This window comes from Sphingobium sp. CFD-1 (genome assembly GCF_024611115.1).
Classification (GTDB): domain Bacteria; phylum Pseudomonadota; class Alphaproteobacteria; order Sphingomonadales; family Sphingomonadaceae; genus Sphingobium; species Sphingobium baderi_A.
The window spans coordinates 2,850,817-2,865,366 of sequence record NZ_CP084398.1 but is presented as its reverse complement, the minus strand read 5'-3'; the positions used below and the strand labels follow the sequence as shown (position 1 = coordinate 2,865,366).

The 14,550-nt window shown below is 61.2% G+C and carries 13 protein-coding genes, 1 tRNA gene and 2 pseudogenes; 8 read left to right on the top strand and 8 right to left on the bottom strand.

The genetic code is table 11. The features are described 5' to 3' along the window. Positions 1-368: 368 nt before the first annotated feature. The 4 genes and pseudogenes from LDB26_RS14450 to LDB26_RS21660 all read left to right on the top strand — a co-directional run. Positions 369-1,524, top strand: a pseudogene (locus LDB26_RS14450) (IS3 family transposase); the annotation flags it as partial. A 189-nt stretch (positions 1,525-1,713) separates the two neighbouring features. Continuing rightward, complete coding sequence (locus LDB26_RS14445; protein WP_257538925.1) at positions 1,714-3,567, top strand: HipA domain-containing protein; 1,854 nt, start codon at positions 1,714-1,716, stop codon at positions 3,565-3,567. Between the two features lie 517 nt (positions 3,568-4,084). Then, positions 4,085-4,291: pseudogene (locus LDB26_RS21665) on the top strand (transposase); the annotation flags it as partial. Next, positions 4,255-4,854, top strand: a complete 600-nt coding sequence (locus LDB26_RS21660; RefSeq protein ID WP_373886116.1) for an IS5 family transposase — start codon at positions 4,255-4,257, stop codon at positions 4,852-4,854. The pseudogene LDB26_RS21665 and the gene LDB26_RS21660, both read left to right, overlap by 37 nt. Here the strand turns inward: LDB26_RS21660 and LDB26_RS14435 are convergent. The 4 genes from LDB26_RS14435 to LDB26_RS14420 form a co-directional block, all read right to left on the bottom strand. Beyond that, complete coding sequence (locus LDB26_RS14435) at positions 4,851-5,222, bottom strand: type II toxin-antitoxin system VapC family toxin (protein ID WP_013041067.1); 372 nt, start codon at positions 5,220-5,222, stop codon at positions 4,851-4,853. The two genes, LDB26_RS21660 and LDB26_RS14435, sit on opposite strands and share 4 nt — an antisense overlap. Further along, a complete protein-coding gene (locus LDB26_RS14430) occupies positions 5,219-5,416 on the bottom strand; it encodes a type II toxin-antitoxin system VapB family antitoxin (RefSeq protein WP_013041066.1) in 198 nt (65 codons plus the stop codon). Before LDB26_RS14430 ends, LDB26_RS14435 begins: the two co-directional genes overlap by 4 nt. A gap of 149 nt (positions 5,417-5,565) precedes the next feature. Then, on the bottom strand, positions 5,566-6,603 hold the full coding sequence (locus tag LDB26_RS14425) for a site-specific integrase (protein WP_257538923.1): 1,038 nt from the start codon (positions 6,601-6,603) through the stop codon (positions 5,566-5,568). A gap of 507 nt (positions 6,604-7,110) precedes the next feature. Further along, positions 7,111-7,185, bottom strand: a tRNA-Val gene (locus LDB26_RS14420). A 129-nt stretch (positions 7,186-7,314) separates the two neighbouring features. Between LDB26_RS14420 and LDB26_RS14415 the strand changes: the two genes are divergently transcribed. After that, positions 7,315-8,646, top strand: coding sequence for a dicarboxylate/amino acid:cation symporter (locus LDB26_RS14415; RefSeq protein WP_257538921.1), 1,332 nt, complete (start codon positions 7,315-7,317; stop codon positions 8,644-8,646). 5 nt (positions 8,647-8,651) lie between these two features. Here the strand turns inward: LDB26_RS14415 and cpdR are convergent, their stop codons facing one another. Further along, a complete protein-coding gene (cpdR, locus tag LDB26_RS14410) occupies positions 8,652-9,029 on the bottom strand; it encodes a cell cycle two-component system response regulator CpdR (protein ID WP_257538918.1) in 378 nt (125 codons plus the stop codon). 139 nt (positions 9,030-9,168) lie between these two features. On the opposite strand from cpdR, the gene LDB26_RS14405 reads away from it, so the two are divergent. The 3 genes from LDB26_RS14405 (at position 9,169) to LDB26_RS14395 (ending at position 10,608) form a co-directional block, all read left to right on the top strand. Further along, positions 9,169-10,062 (top strand): N-formylglutamate amidohydrolase, encoded by an 894-nt coding sequence (locus LDB26_RS14405; protein ID WP_257538916.1) that lies wholly within the window; start codon positions 9,169-9,171, stop codon positions 10,060-10,062. Positions 10,063-10,175: 113 nt separating this feature from the next. After that, a complete protein-coding gene (locus LDB26_RS14400; protein WP_257538914.1) occupies positions 10,176-10,391 on the top strand; it encodes a hypothetical protein in 216 nt (71 codons plus the stop codon). Beyond that, entirely contained in the window at positions 10,381-10,608 is a 228-nt protein-coding gene (locus LDB26_RS14395; RefSeq protein WP_062068107.1) for a hypothetical protein, read from the top strand. Before LDB26_RS14400 ends, LDB26_RS14395 begins: the two co-directional genes overlap by 11 nt. A 228-nt stretch (positions 10,609-10,836) precedes the next feature. On the opposite strand, the gene LDB26_RS14390 is transcribed toward LDB26_RS14395, so the two are convergent. The 3 genes from LDB26_RS14390 to cysS form a co-directional block, all read right to left on the bottom strand. Continuing rightward, positions 10,837-12,207 carry a class II 3-deoxy-7-phosphoheptulonate synthase gene (locus LDB26_RS14390; protein WP_062068105.1) on the bottom strand — a complete coding sequence of 457 codons (1,371 nt, stop codon included), beginning with the start codon at positions 12,205-12,207 and terminating at the stop codon, positions 10,837-10,839. Positions 12,208-12,331: 124 nt separating this feature from the next. Further along, the gene (locus LDB26_RS14385; RefSeq protein ID WP_082635345.1) at positions 12,332-12,610 is read right to left on the bottom strand and encodes a Rap1a/Tai family immunity protein; all 279 of its coding nucleotides are present in this window, start codon (positions 12,608-12,610) and stop codon (positions 12,332-12,334) included. Positions 12,611-12,821: 211 nt separating this feature from the next. Beyond that, positions 12,822-14,336, bottom strand: coding sequence for a cysteine--tRNA ligase (gene cysS / locus LDB26_RS14380; RefSeq protein WP_062068101.1), 1,515 nt, complete (start codon positions 14,334-14,336; stop codon positions 12,822-12,824). Positions 14,337-14,550: the final 214 nt, after the last annotated feature.

The following is a 14,550-nucleotide window of genomic DNA, read 5'->3' as shown; positions in this document are numbered from 1 at the left end:
TGTCGAGAACCATGGGTAGCCTTGAAGCCTGGCGAGTGTGCTGGCGGAACCAGTCCGCCATTTCTTCGTCTGACAATTCGTCCCCTGCGAGTGCAACGCTTCCATCCCGCCAATCAGCCGTCCCTGGTGACGGCTGACGACGGCAAGCTGGTCGGCAAGCTCATCCTGTTTCCAGTGGAACTGGGGTCAGCCGTCCCGTTGGAAAATATATGTCGCCATATTCTCCGCACGGAAAAGATTTTATCTCCGCATTATGCGCGGAGATAAGAGCGCCGATCTCCGCAGGACGGGGCTTTCATCAGGCTGTTCAGCAATCATCTGGCCGATCTTGGCGGTCGCGTCAGATCAATGCAATTGGCTCTATCCCTTGGTCGAAGGAGTTCATGGAAGCTGGCAAGCGCCGGCTCGCTGGTGACACCGCCCGGGCCGCGACCACCGGCGAGGTGCAGGACCTGCGCCGCGAGACGCGCGCTCTGAAGGAATGCGTTGCCGACCTGACGCTGGAAAACCGTCTGCTCAAAAAAAGCATGATCGCGGATGGGGGCGACGACGAATGAGGTATCCCGCATCCGAGAAGCTCGAGATCATCAGGATCGTCGAGCAGTCGCACCTGCCCGCCAAGCACACGCTGGACCAGCTCGGCATCGCCCGCCGGACGTTCTACCGCTGGTACGATCGCTTCCTCGAAGGCGGGCCGGAGGCGTTGGAGGATCGGCCCTCGGCGCCGAGCCGGGTGTGGAACCGTATCGCGCAAGAAGTATCGTCGAGATGGCCCTGGAGCAGTCTGAGCTGAGCCCCCGGGAACTGGCGGTGCGCTTTACCGATGAGAGGCGCTACTTCGTGTCCGAAGCCACGGTTTACCGGCTTTTGAAGGCCCATGACCTGATCACCAGCCCGGTCTATGTCGTGATCAAGGCCGCCGATCAGTTCCACACCAAGACCACCCGGCCGAACGAGATGTGGCAGACTGACTTCACCTACTTCAAGATCATCGGCTGGGGCTGGATGTACCTGTCGACCGTGCTCGACGACTTCTCACGCTATATCATCGCCTGGAAGCTGTGCACCAACATGCGGGCCGAAGACGTCACCGACACTCTGGACCTCGCGCTCAAGGCCTCAGGCTGCGACAGCGCCACGGTCCTACACAAGCCCAGACTGCTCAGCGATAACGGCCCCAGCTATATCGCAGGCGAACTGGCGGAATATATCGAGGCCCGGAAGATGAGCCATGTACGCGGCGCCCCGATGCATCCCCAGACCCAAGGCAAGATCGAGCGCTGGCATCAGACTCTCAAGAATCGCATCCTGCTGGAAAACTACTTCCTGCCCGGCGACCTTGAGGCCCAGATCGAAGCGTTCGTCGAGCGCTACAACCATCAGCGATACCACGAGAGCCTGCACAATGTGACGCCGGCGGACGCCTACTTCGGCAGGGCCGAAACCATCATAAAACAACGCGAAAGGATCAAACGCAAGACCATCGAACATCGGCGCTTGCTGCACCGCAAGCTCGCCGCTTAATATTATCCCCAGGACGAGGCCCACACTCCGCTAATTTACGCCGCGAGTTGTGCCAAATGTTCTGACGACGGACAATCTGAGCGCTCCACGATGGGCTTTGGAATTGTCGCGCATGTGAGATGCGAGATAATTCTTGCCCATCAATTCCAACAGTGGGATTATCGCGCATCTGACATGCGAGATAATCATATGACGATTCATCTGGTTGGCGAGACGATCGATGCCAAGCGCGCGCACCAGCGCGCGCAAGCCGGCGAGTTCGTCCAGCTCGTGCGAGGCGTATATGTCGATCAAAATGTCGATGCAGACGCCGCCATAATGAACCATGCGATCCGCATCGCTCATTATCTCTATCCCCATGCCTATCTGTCGTCGGCAAGCGCCGTGCTGCTTGCGCCGACACCCGACGGCCGGCTCTTTATCAGCGGCAGGCGCAACCAACGCACGAGGCTGCGCAGCCTGGAGATCGTCCAGAACGAAGCGCCGCCGCATCCTTCGACCGCGTCAGCGGTAGTGGGTGACGATCTGGGCGAGTTGCGCATCGACGCATCCTCGCCCCGGCAGCGCTTTCTGGAAGCCTTTCGCCTGCGCAGCGAACATGCCAGCGCCATTACTGCCGAGATGCGCGTGCAGATGGCCACGCGCCTCGTGGAAGAGTATGGTACGCCCAAGAGTGCCGCCGATGCAGTCTGGGCGCTAGCGCGGGGAAATGGCTGGTATCGCGAAGGCGAAGGTGCTGAACGCTTCCTCCTGGCGCAGCCGAGCGTATCCAAAGCACCCGTCAACAAGGCGGCGCTGGATCTGGTGATCGCTTGGCACGGTGAGCCGCTCGGCCGCCTGACTCATGACGGCTTTGAGTGGCGCTGGAAGCCGACCCGGCGTTCAGGACCGGCGCTCGTCCGGGAGACAACACCCGGGAAACTCCCGGCATTTGTCGAATCTCTCTTACCGGAAGGCTGGCTCGCCCAGGTGCTTCATGAACGCGACGAGCGCGAGGCTTTGAAGCGTGGCAGGCGATATATGTCGAACATCACCGTGGTCGAGGCCCGCGACGAGCTGGAGGCACTGCCGGCGGACATTCTCACGACGAGGCTGAAGGGCTTTATCGACGCAGGCCGCTTCACCGGCCGTTATGATGGCCCGGCGCGCGGCGCGATCGAGGAGGGCTTCGAGCAGAACCTCGCGCGAATATTCGCTCGCGCGGAAACGCCGCGCCTGTCGGGTGTCCAGATCAAGGCGCCCATGCATCTGGCGCCCGATGGTGCACTCCTCCCGGCCATCGATCTGCCATTCACCCATATCCTCAAGCCGGCAGGCACCGCTGGCTTCGAGATGCTGCCGATCGTGGAATGGCTCTGCCTTGCGTTTGGCCGAGCCGCCGGCTTTGCGGTGCCTGACGTCGCCCTGATGGCGATGCCCGATGGCATGGCCCCAGCGCTCATCGTGGAACGCTTTGACATCCGCCAGGGACCGGGCGATCAAAGGCGGATCGCGCTTGAGGATTTCTGTTCGATCCTGGATCTTCCCGCTTCGGCCAAATATGATGGGACGATAGAACGGATGGCGCGCGGACTGCGGCCGCTGTCGACCGACCCTGCGGCCGATCTCGACATTCTCTTCCGCCGCGCGGTCTTCGCCTGGCTGATTGCCGATGGCGACATGCACCTCAAAAACCTCGCGCTGCTCAAAATCGCCGAACCGGATGCCAAGGCATTTACCTCGGTTCGTTTCGCTCCGCTTTATGATGCCGTCACGACGCGGGTATTCCCGGGTCTTGCCGGCGACCGCATGGCGCTCAAGCTCAACGGCAAGGATGATCGGCTGACGCGCCGAGATTTCATGACGCTGGCGCGCACGATCGGCCTGCCTCAAAGCGATGCGGAGGCGGCGATTGCCGAATTGACGGGCAGCCTCGCACAGGCCGTCGAAACCGTCCGGCTACCGGCTTTTGCGGCGGAGGCCGAGGCCGCAATTACAGTCCAAGGCCAAGTATTGGCCCTTACCGGCGAGCGCTGTACCACGCTTGTCGGCGATGCGGGTTAGCGAGCAGGCCTATCGGGACAGTGCCTTGACCGCGGCGAGCTGATCCCATTTCCAGCACAACTGGGGCCAGCGGTTATGTATGTCGCCATATTCTCCGCATTTTGCGCGGAGATAAAGAGTGCCAATCTCCGCAGGATAGCCTCACCAGACACACACTGGCTTCTTGCCCTTCCATCTGGCGGTCGGCGAGGCGGCAGATTGAAGATTATTACGCCCTGAACGGTCTACCAGAGCACACGCCGGATGCTTTGCTTGCCGATTTCATCGCCCGCCAGTTTGGCTTTGCAGCTGATACCAGATTTTCAGACTGTTTGAAGAATATGGTGTTCAGCCAGCGCCTAAAAGGCACCGCGCGGCTCAACTGGATTCCGCCCAGGCCGGTGCCGGAGATTAAGCCGCCGAGGCTAGGTCGTGTGGACGAATTTGGGGTTGAAGAGATTTTCCGATTCCCAAGATGAATCTGTTCTGATTCATACGCTTCCGACTGTCATGGAGGTCGGAAGCGTTGTCGACACGGATGCGCGAGGAAGATTGGGAAAATGCGCTGCTGGTGTTCCGGGCGTGCCTGCCGCGCCGGGGACGCAAGGCGGCGGACGACCGGCAGTTTCTGGAAGCGCTGCATTTCTTCACGGTGGAGAATGTGCGCTGGCGGGCGCTTCCCAAGGAGTACGGCCACTGGAACACGGTGTGGAAGCGGTTCGACCGGTTGAGCAAGGCCGGGGTGTTCGAAGCCTTCTTCGATACGCTGGCCGCGATGAGCCCGTCAGCGCACCTGATCCAGATGTTCGATTCCACGGTCGTGCGCGCGCATGTGTCGGCAGCGGGTGCAAAAGGGGGCAAGCGGGCCAGGCGCTCGGTCGCTCGCGCGGCGGGTTCACGACCAAGATCCACGGCAAAGCGGACGGCTGCGGAGACCTGATCGCCTTCGACCTGACCGGCGGCGAAGCCTCGGACTGCACCCACTTAGAGACCCTGCTCGACATCGGGCCGGACATATCCCCACGCGCCGCCATCGCCGATAAGGGCTATTCCAGCAAAGCCAACCGGGCTGCTGCAAGGGCGCGGGGCATCGCTCCCGTCATCCCGCACAAGGCCAACGAAAGGAACCAGCCCGCCTTCTTCGCCAGGACGCTCTACAAGGCGCGCGGCCGTATCGAGCAAGGCTTCGGACGCCTCAAACGCTTCAAGCGCGTCGCTCTCAGGTGCGAGAAAACCGCCGAAAACTTCAGATCAATCGTCAGCTTCGCCGCAGGCCTATGCTTGATCAAATTCGTCCACACGGCCTAGTGATCCAGATTCGCATCCACGCCCAGACGCAAGGCCGCGGCCCGCAACCGCTTGTCACGTGTCCAGAATTGCACGTCAGGCGTTAGAAGGGTTGCTGCCAGCAGGTGTGCATCGATGTAGCCGATGCCAATACCGAAGAGCCTATGAAGGTCTATAAAGGCATGAACTTCCTCGTCGTGGGCGACAATAACTGACGGCAATCCACGTAGCGCTTCGAGGATGAGGTCTCTTTGCCGAAGGCTGCCCAGTGCCAACTCCCCGATGATGAAAGGATGGGAGAGAACCTGCCGTTTGCTGAGCGATTGGGAAAGGACGGGATCATCGTGACGCAAATGATCAATCCAGACCGAAGTGTCGACCAAGATCATACAGGATCGGGGCGTCGGCGTGGCGCGGCTTCACCATGAGGCTCAGTGCCACCAAGGCGGACAAGCCGCGCTGAGCTCTCCCTTTCTATGAGGGCTTTCAGCGCTTCGCGAACGAGTGACGATTTTTCGGTCAGGCCGGTGAAAGCCTGTGCCTTCGCGACAAGTTCATCATCGAGAGCGACTGTAGTCCGCATAAAACTGCTCCTTTTCAGGCACGAAATATAGCATCAAATGGTGCTATTTCCAGTGGCTTCGTTGATCGTTTGGAGTTATTATTTCGCGCGAAAATGGAGCAGACCGCGCGGCGTGCCCCAAATCTCGCCTTGGTCCAGACGACCCCACCTCAGCTTAGCCTGTTGATGGACTCGCGCATGTGATCGACGCTGACGCTGGAATAGCGCTGGACCATCCGCAGCGATTTCCAGCCGCCCATGTTCATGATGGTGATGAGGTCGATGCCCGCCATGACGCAGTGCGATGCCCAGTGGTGGCGCCAGTCATGGACGGTGAAATCCTCTATCCCCGCGCGCTTGCACGCAGTGGCGTGCTGGTTCTTGATCGGATTGCCGCCGGGAATCTTCGCCAAGCGGGTGTCCTGATAGGGTTTACCGAACCGGTTGAGGAAAACATGCCCCGTTGTCGGCTGGCCCCGCTTCTCCCAGATCGGGCGCAGCACGTCCATGACACGTGGATGCATCGGCACGGATCGGATGACGGCATTCTTGCTGTGGTTAAGCCGGATCGATCCTTGCTCCATATCAACGCCCTCGACACCCCACGGCAACTGCAATGCAGTCTGGATGCGTGGGCCATGGAAGGCGAGCAGGGTGATGATCGGCTGTATGTGCGGTGAGTAGGCCGCGATCAGCCGGTCGCGGTCCTCCTTGCTGAGGAAGCGCACCCGTTCATTGTTGAAGGGGATCGCCTTGATGCGCAGCGGCGGAAGGTCGTGCAGTTCGTGATGGACGTTGATCGCGGCCTGGAACACGGCGCGATACCGATCCTGACCCGCCGGATCGTGGCCGGTCAGATAGGCACGGCGGAAATGCTCCCATGCCTGTTTGGGCTCGCGCAGGCTGAAGTCTCCGATCAGGCCATTGAGCTTGCCGATGCGCAGGACGTCAGACGCGCAAGGCGGCCTCGCCTTCGTTAGGTAGCTTTCAAACGCGTCGGCTATCTTGCCTTGCGCCACGATGGCGGCGGGCCCGAACATCAGCCGGTGGCGCAACTTGGTCTCATGCTCGGCCATCAGGTGCGACGCAGCATCGCGGTCGCTCGTTCCTGAACTGAACTCCTTGACCTCGATATGCTTGTCGCCAAGCGTCACGATGCCTCGGATGTAATAAATCCCGTTCTTCCCACGGGCGCGGATGGAGAGCATCTTATTTTCCTTTTGCATCTGATCGCGCGCTTGCGCCGGGAGTTTCACTCCGAATGCTTCAGCGTGAGGCGCGTCAGGTTTCGTGAAGATCTGGTGAGTGCTGTCGTCCGGCTTGGTGCAGGCGCATGCTGAACCGGAACAGCGTGCCGTGCGACAGGATGGGGCTCATCCGTCACGGGGGCGCCCGGGGTCGTGGCAATGCGGGGATGTGTCGGCCGACAAATGCCGTGATGGGTGAGCAGCGCTTAGACGGCTTCTGCGCGGCTGCGGGAACGACCCTGCTCGCGACTGACGGAGGCACATCGCCTGCCGTCCGAGATAGTTTCAGCGGTGTACGCGACTCGGGATTTCGCACCCATCGCCCGGCATTTGCATGCCCAGAATTTGCCAAAAGAGACCCGGATTTGCCCAGGATTTGCCCAAAAACCGCTGGGCACGGGCTCACCTCACGGTCCGCTCCGGGCAAACAAAAACCCCGCCAAACCATTGATTTGACGGGGTTTTCGATGGTGGGCGTGGCAAGGATTGAACTTGCGACCCCTGCGATGTCAACACAGTGCTCTACCACTGAGCTACACGCCCACGGGAGTTGCGCCAATAGCGGCGGCTGGCGAGTGGCGCAAGCGGGAATTTGCGTCCTGGGCATCAAACATCTGGACAGCGCGAGCGCGGCTCATATGTTTGCGGCCATAACGCGGAACGCTCACAATCATGCTGTCATCTTCATCGTCCCCCATACAGGCGACACCGCGGCTGCCTTTCTATCGGCAGCTCTATATCCAGGTTCTTGCGGCAATCGCTCTGGGCGTGCTGGTGGGCTATATATGGCCCTCCACGGGAATCGCGCTCAAGCCTTTGGGCGACGCATTCATCAAGCTTGTGAAGATGATCATTGCACCGGTGATCTTCCTGACCATCGTGACCGGCATCGCCGGAATGAGGGAACTGGGCGCGATCGGTCGCGTAGCGGCCAAGGCCTTCGGCTATTTTCTATTTTTCTCCACGCTGGCACTGATCCTGGGGCTGATCGTCGGCAATATCGTCCAGCCGGGGGCGGGGCTGCATATCGATCCCGCGACGCTCGATAGCGGCAAAGTCGCGGATTATGCCCATCAAGCCCACGACCAGACCCTGACCGGCTTTCTGATCAACATCATACCGTCGACGCTGGTGTCGGCCGTTGCGGACGGGGACATATTGCAGGTGCTGTTCGTGGCGATCCTGTTCGGGATTGCCCTGACGATGATCGGGGACAAGGCCGCGCCCTTGTTGCGCGTGCTGGACTCGGCGAGCCATGCGATTTTCCGTCTGGTCGCGTTGCTCATGAAGGCGGCGCCGATTGGTGCCTTTGGCGCCATCGCCTTCACCATCGGCCAATATGGCATGGGGACGCTCGCCAATCTCGCTGGGTTGGTCGCGACCTTTTATCTGACCTCTCTGCTGTTCGTGCTTGTGGTGCTGGGCGCGGCGGCCTGGTTGGCCGGTTTCAACATCCTGCATTTGATCCGCTATCTGAAGGCGGAACTGCTGCTGGTGTTGGGCACATCCTCATCCGAAGCTGCGCTGCCCAGCCTGATCGAGAAGATGGAGCGGGCCGGATGCCGCAAATCCGTGGTCGGGCTGGTCGTGCCCACGGGATACAGCTTCAACCTTGATGGGACGAACATTTACATGACGCTGGCCGCGCTGTTTATCGCGCAGGCGACGGACACGCATCTAAGCCTTCAAGAGCAGGTCCTGCTGCTGTTGGTCGCGATGCTCTCCAGCAAGGGTGCGGCGGGCGTGACGGGGGCGGGTTTCATTACCTTGGCGGCTACCCTGTCCATCGTGCCATCTGTGCCGGTCGCGGGCATGGCGCTGATCCTGGGTGTCGATCGGTTCATGAGCGAATGCCGGAGCCTTACCAACTTCATCGGCAATGCCGTTGCCACCATTATCGTGTCGGCTTGGGAAAAAGGGCTCGATCGGGAAAGGTTCGATGCGGCGATGGCGGGGGTTCCGCTCGATCCGACGCCCGACATGCAGGAAGTCGTGCCCGACTGAGACCCTTAGTTGAGGCCGGTCAGGCTTTCCGTGCCGAACATGCGTTCCACTTCCAGTACCAGATCACGCAGGTGGAATGGTTTGGACAAGACCTTTGCCTGCGGCACCGCTTGCCCCGCGCGCAGGGTGACGGCAGCAAAGCCGGTGATGAACATGATACGCATGTCCGGCGCGACCGATGCGGCATGCTGGGCCAGTTCGATGCCATCCATTTCCGGCATGACGATGTCCGTCAGCAACAGGTCGAAGCGGTCGCTGTCAATATGCGGCACCGCCTCTGCGCCATTGGCGACGACGACGACTTCATAGCCCGATTTTTCCAGTGCGCGCGCAAGATAGGCACGCATGCTGTCATCATCTTCTGCCAGCAGAATTCGGACCATGATCCCAACTTTTCCTTGGTTCGCAATCGCAAAGCCACTCCGCCCGCCGGGGTGGCATGAAGCGGACATATATGCGACAAGTCGTAAATATTATCCAGCGAGCTAACCATTTTTGGCGCCCGACGCCGAGAGGAACCCTGTGGATCATTTCCTGCCGCCGCGCCCGGTGGAAAACAACCCCGCTTTCGACCGTTACGGATCGGACGTGCCGGCACATCCGATCGTTCTGTCCATTCCGCATGCCGGACGGAGCTATGATTCCGATTTGCTGGCGCGAGCGCGGGTCGGGCCTGAGGTGCTGCGGCGGCTGGAGGATCGTTGGGCCGACCTACTGGCGCTGCCGTTGATCGAAAGGGGCTATAGCGTAGTGGTGGCGCGGGCGCCTCGTGCAATGATCGACCTCAATCGGCATGAACGGGAAGTCGACCCCGGCATGGTGACGGGTCTGCCGCGCGAGATGGCGTTGCGGACCAGCCAGAAGCTGCGCGGAGGATTGGGGCTGATCCCACGGCGTTTGACCGGCGCGGCGGAGCTGTGGCGCGGGCCGCTTCCCTGGGCGGAGGTGGCGCGGCGGATCGACACGGTCCACCGGCCTTATCATGCGGTACTTGACCGCCTGCTGAAAGCGGCGCGGGACGCGCACGGCCATGCCATCCTGATCGATCTGCATTCCATGCCGCCGCTGCCACCGGCTGCCGCAGGACAGATGTCGCCATCGCTGGTGTTGGGTGACCGGTTCGGACAAACGGCGGCCGCCCGTTTGACGACTTTGGCCGGAGATGTGGCGGCGGGGCATGGCTTCCTGGCGGCGCAGAACCATCCCTATGCCGGGGATCATATGATCGAGCGGCATGGCAAACCGGCTCATGCGATCCATGCGCTGCAAGTGGAAATAGACCGGGCTTTCTATCTCGACATCGCGCTGGAGCAGCCGGGGCCGGGACTGTCGCGGATGCAGGCGCTGGTGAGCGCGCTGGCCGAAGCCCTGGCCAATGACCTGCCGCGCGCAGACTTTGCGATGGCGGCCGAGTAGGAGCGTCGGCGCTTAGCCTCGCATATGTCACGCCATTGTGGAGAATTAGCGGGCAAAAGCAGTTTCCCTTGCCGGTGCGATGCTATAGCGCGCAGGCGTCAAAGGAAGGTGTGATGAACGGCGAGCAGGATCCGAAAGTGAAGACGATTCTGCATCGTCTTCGGGAGCCGGAGGACAATCCGGTGCGCCGTGCCCGACGCATGGTTGAAGCGCAGGTGCCCGCCAATCGTCGCGGCCCGGGTTGGGACAGGCACTGGCGTGAGCTGGAAGCCTATCTGGACGAGCCGGGCTGCTGGTCTGGCAAGACGGACGTGCAGGATGACGGCTGATCAGATGATCGACCTGATGATCGCGCGGCTTGTGCGGGAGCGGGGTGGGGCCAAGCATCGCTGGCGGCAGCGGATCGGTAGCGTGAAGTTCTATGCGCGCGCAACACATCCGCATTGTAATTGGGCGCTGAGTCCGACCGGCAGCTTCGGTGAGATCGAAGCGGTGGAATCGTTGGCGGATGAATTGCGGTTGAGGCATCCGGTTTTGGAGGGTTGAGGGATGGCTTTGATCAATGACGGACGTGCCGAAACATAAACCCCATATCGAAGGGTGTTGCGTGACATCAAACCTTCGATACGCTCCTTCGAAAGGCTCAGGGGCTATTCAGACGACCGGAGTTGAAGAGAGCGGATAGCCCGCAATCCACCCAAAGCTGACATTGTCGCCTAACTAAAATGGCCTCCGCCCTTAAAAGGCGAAGGCCATTTCTTAGACCGAGCGCACCTATGCAGCGGCGCGGCGTTCTTTCAGTTCCTCGTTCAGCATTTCGGCGAGGAGGAAGGCGAGTTCCAGGCTCTGCGCCGCGTTTAGGCGCGGATCGCAATGGGTGTGGTAACGGTCGGCCAGGCCTTCGTCCGTGATCGCCACCGCGCCGCCTGTGCATTCCGTCACGTTCTGGCCCGTCATCTCGCAATGGATGCCGCCACCGAAGCTACCTTCCGCCCGGTGCACGGCGAAAAAGCCGCGCACTTCTGCGAGAATGCGGTCGAAGGGGCGGGTCTTGTAGCCATTGGCCGCCTTGATGACGTTGCCGTGCATCGGGTCGCAGGACCAGACGACCGGATGCCCTTCGCGCAGGACCGCGCGAACGAGCTTGGGTAGGCCCGCCTCAATCTTGTCATGACCATAGCGGGTGATCAGTGTGATACGCCCGGCTTCGCGCGACGGATTGAGAATGTCGAGCAGGCGGATGAGCGCATCCGGCTCCAGGCTGGGGCCGCATTTCATGCCGATGGGGTTGCCGATCCCGCGCAGATATTCGACATGCGCTGAGCCTTCGAACCGCGTGCGGTCGCCAATCCAGAGCATATGCGCGGACGTGTCATACCAATCGCCGGTCAGCGAATCCTGCCGGGTCAGCGCCTGCTCGAAAGGAAGAAGCAAGGCTTCATGGCTGGTGTAGAAGCTGGTCCCGCCAAGCTGCGGCACGGTTTCGGGCGACAGGCCGCAGGCACGCATGAAGTCGAGCGCTTCGCCGATCCGGTCGGCCACCGCATCGAACTTCGCGGCGAGCGGGCTGCGGCCCATGAAATCCAGCATCCAGCCATGGACACGGTCGAGGCTGGCATAACCGCCGGTTGAGAAGGCGCGCAGCAGGTTGAGTGTTGCCGCCGACTGGTTATAGGCGCGGACCATGCGCTGCGGATCTGGCTCGCGCGCTTCGGGCGTGAAGGCGATATCGTTGACGTTGTCGCCGCGATAGCTGGGCAGTTCGACCCCGCCGATGGTTTCCGTCCCGGCCGAGCGCGGCTTGGCGAACTGACCCGCCATGCGTCCGACCTTCACGATCGGCAATTTCGACGCGAAGGTCAGCACCACCGCCATCTGGAGCAGCACGCGGAAGGTGTCGCGGATATTGTCCGGATGGAACTCCGCGAAGCTTTCCGCGCAGTCGCCGCCCTGCAGCAGGAACGCTTCGCCCGTCGTGACCTTGGCAAGCTCCGCCTTCAGGCTGCGCGCTTCGCCGGCAAAGACGAGCGGGGGAAACTGGCCAAGTTGGGTCTCCACAGCAGCCAGCGCCGCCGCGTCCCGATATTCGGGCATCTGGATGCCCTCTTGGCTGCGCCAGCTTTCCGGCGTCCACTTCGCCGCCACAACGAGTCTCCTTGAACATATGAAAATAGGCGCCGCACCTACGATGAAGCAGCGATCAAGGCAAGTTTATAGCGGTTTTAGGTGGAGTAGCGCTAATGGATTGCTTCGATCAGGCTGATCGACGTCATTTATCGCAAGAATAGCGTTCGTTGAGCGCCACGCTGACGAGCACGGAGGCAGGGGCTTTTCGCTGGTCGGGATAGCGTTCCAGATAGGCGACGACGACGCGGCGCACGTCTTCCCCCTTCATTTGGGCGGGCCAGCAATTAGGGCGGGCGCGGCCCAGGAACACATCTTTCTTGATGCCGTCCACTGCCCCGACGATATAGGCGGTGCAGGCGAGTGCATATTCCGGCGCCTTGTTTCGGCATTTGGCGAGCAGGGTCGTGCCGGTTTCGAACATGAACGCCTGTGTGGGCGTACCCTCGGCCGCAGACTGGGGCGCGGCAACGGCAGGCGTTATCGCCGCACCGCTCAAGGCGGCCATGATCGTCAACCACTGTTGGAACATGCAGAGAAAGTTATACTTTTGCTCATTTCTGTCCAGTCGGATCGACGGTGGACGGAAACGGCTCGTCGCATATCGAATCAAGTAAATATTTGATAAATAATGTTTATAGAGAGAGGCGCCAATCCCACCGCAGGGGATCACCATCCATCACCTCCACCCCGCGTGCGGCGAGCGCATCGCGAATTTCGTCGGACAGGGCGAAATCCTTGCTGGCGCGGGCGCTCTGGCGGCGATCGAGTTCGGCTTCGATCTCCTCCGGCGTGATTTGCGCGTCCTTCGACTGGAGGCGTAGATCGGCGCGGTTGAGCGTGAGCAGATTGAGGCCGAGCGCGAAATCGAAGGCTGCGATCAGGCAGAGCTTTTCATCGACGGGCACTTTCTTGAGCGCAATGGCTTCCTCCAGCAGCGGGAGCGCGCGTGGCGTCATCAGGTCGTCGCTGATCGCGGCGTCGAATTGTTCGAGCAATGGCGCCAACTTGGGGTGAAGGTTGGCGCGCAGGAAGTCGAGGCGCGGCGATTGCCATGTCACGCCTTCGGCCCTGGCTTTCAGGGCCTCCACGCCCATGACGAGCCGTTTCAAGCGCGTGAGAGCTGCGCCCACCCCTTCCGCGCTGAACTCCAGTTCGCTGCGGTAATGCGCGCCGAGGCAGAGCAGGCGATAGGCGAGCGGGTGTATGCCGGCGTCGATCAGGGAGAAGAGCGTGGTAAAGCCGCCCTTCGACTTGCTCATCTTGCCTTGGCGGTCGACGAGAAAGTTGTTGTGCATCCACCAGCGCGCGCCCGTGAAGCCCGCCGTCGCCGCGTCCGGTTCGCCGCAGCACGCTGCGTGGAACGCCTGGTTCTGAGCGATTTCATTGGGATGGTGGATTTCGCGATGGTCGATGCCGCCGGTATGGATGTCGAAGGGGTGGCCAAGCCGCGCCTGGCTCATCACCGAACATTCAAGGTGCCAGCCGGGTGCGCCCTTGCCCCAGGGGGAATCCCATTCCATCTGCCGCTGCTCGCCTGGCGGAGACTTGCGCCAGATGGCGAAGTCGGATGCGTTGCGCTTGCCCGCGACCGGATCGATGCGGGCATGAGCGGCGTCATCGCGACCGCCCGCCAGCGCGCCATAGTCGGGCACGGTGCCGCTGTCGAAATAAAGGCCGGTTTCCAGTTCGTAGCAATGATGCGGCGCGATTTTTTCTGCGAACGCGATCATCTGCGGGACATAATCGGTCGCGACAGTCCATTCGCTCGGCGCGATGATATTGAGCGCGGCAACATTGGATTTGAAGGCGTCTGTATAGTGCGCCGCTATGTCCCAGATGCTCTTGGCCTGGGCACGGGCGGCAGCCTCCATCTTGTCGTCGCCCGCGTCGGCGTCGGAGGTGAGGTGGCCGACATCGGTGATATTGATGATGTGGGTGACGGCCAGCCCTTTCCATAACAGAGTGCGGCGCAGCGTGTCGGTGAAAACATAGGCGCGCAGATTGCCGAGATGGGCGTAATTATAGACGGTCGGACCACAGCTATAGACGCGTACATGGCCCTGTTCGATCGGCGCGAAGGACTCGGTCGAACGGGTGACGCTGTTGAACAGGCGCAGCGGTGCGGCGATATGCTGGTCTTCGGACATGGCGAGGAGCCATGCGGCCAGAAGCGCCGGGCGTCAACGGGGAGAAGGGATGGCGGCGGTGGCCGTTGGCGGAAGATTGCTCCGGGGGGTCTTATACGCAGGCGCGTTTCGCCTGAATGTCGCGCAGGATGTGGGCACAATGTTGCATCCTCTTCATCCTCGCCTGAAGGAAAATGACGGCCAGTTTTTTTTAATGAACCGCATGGGGCCGCAC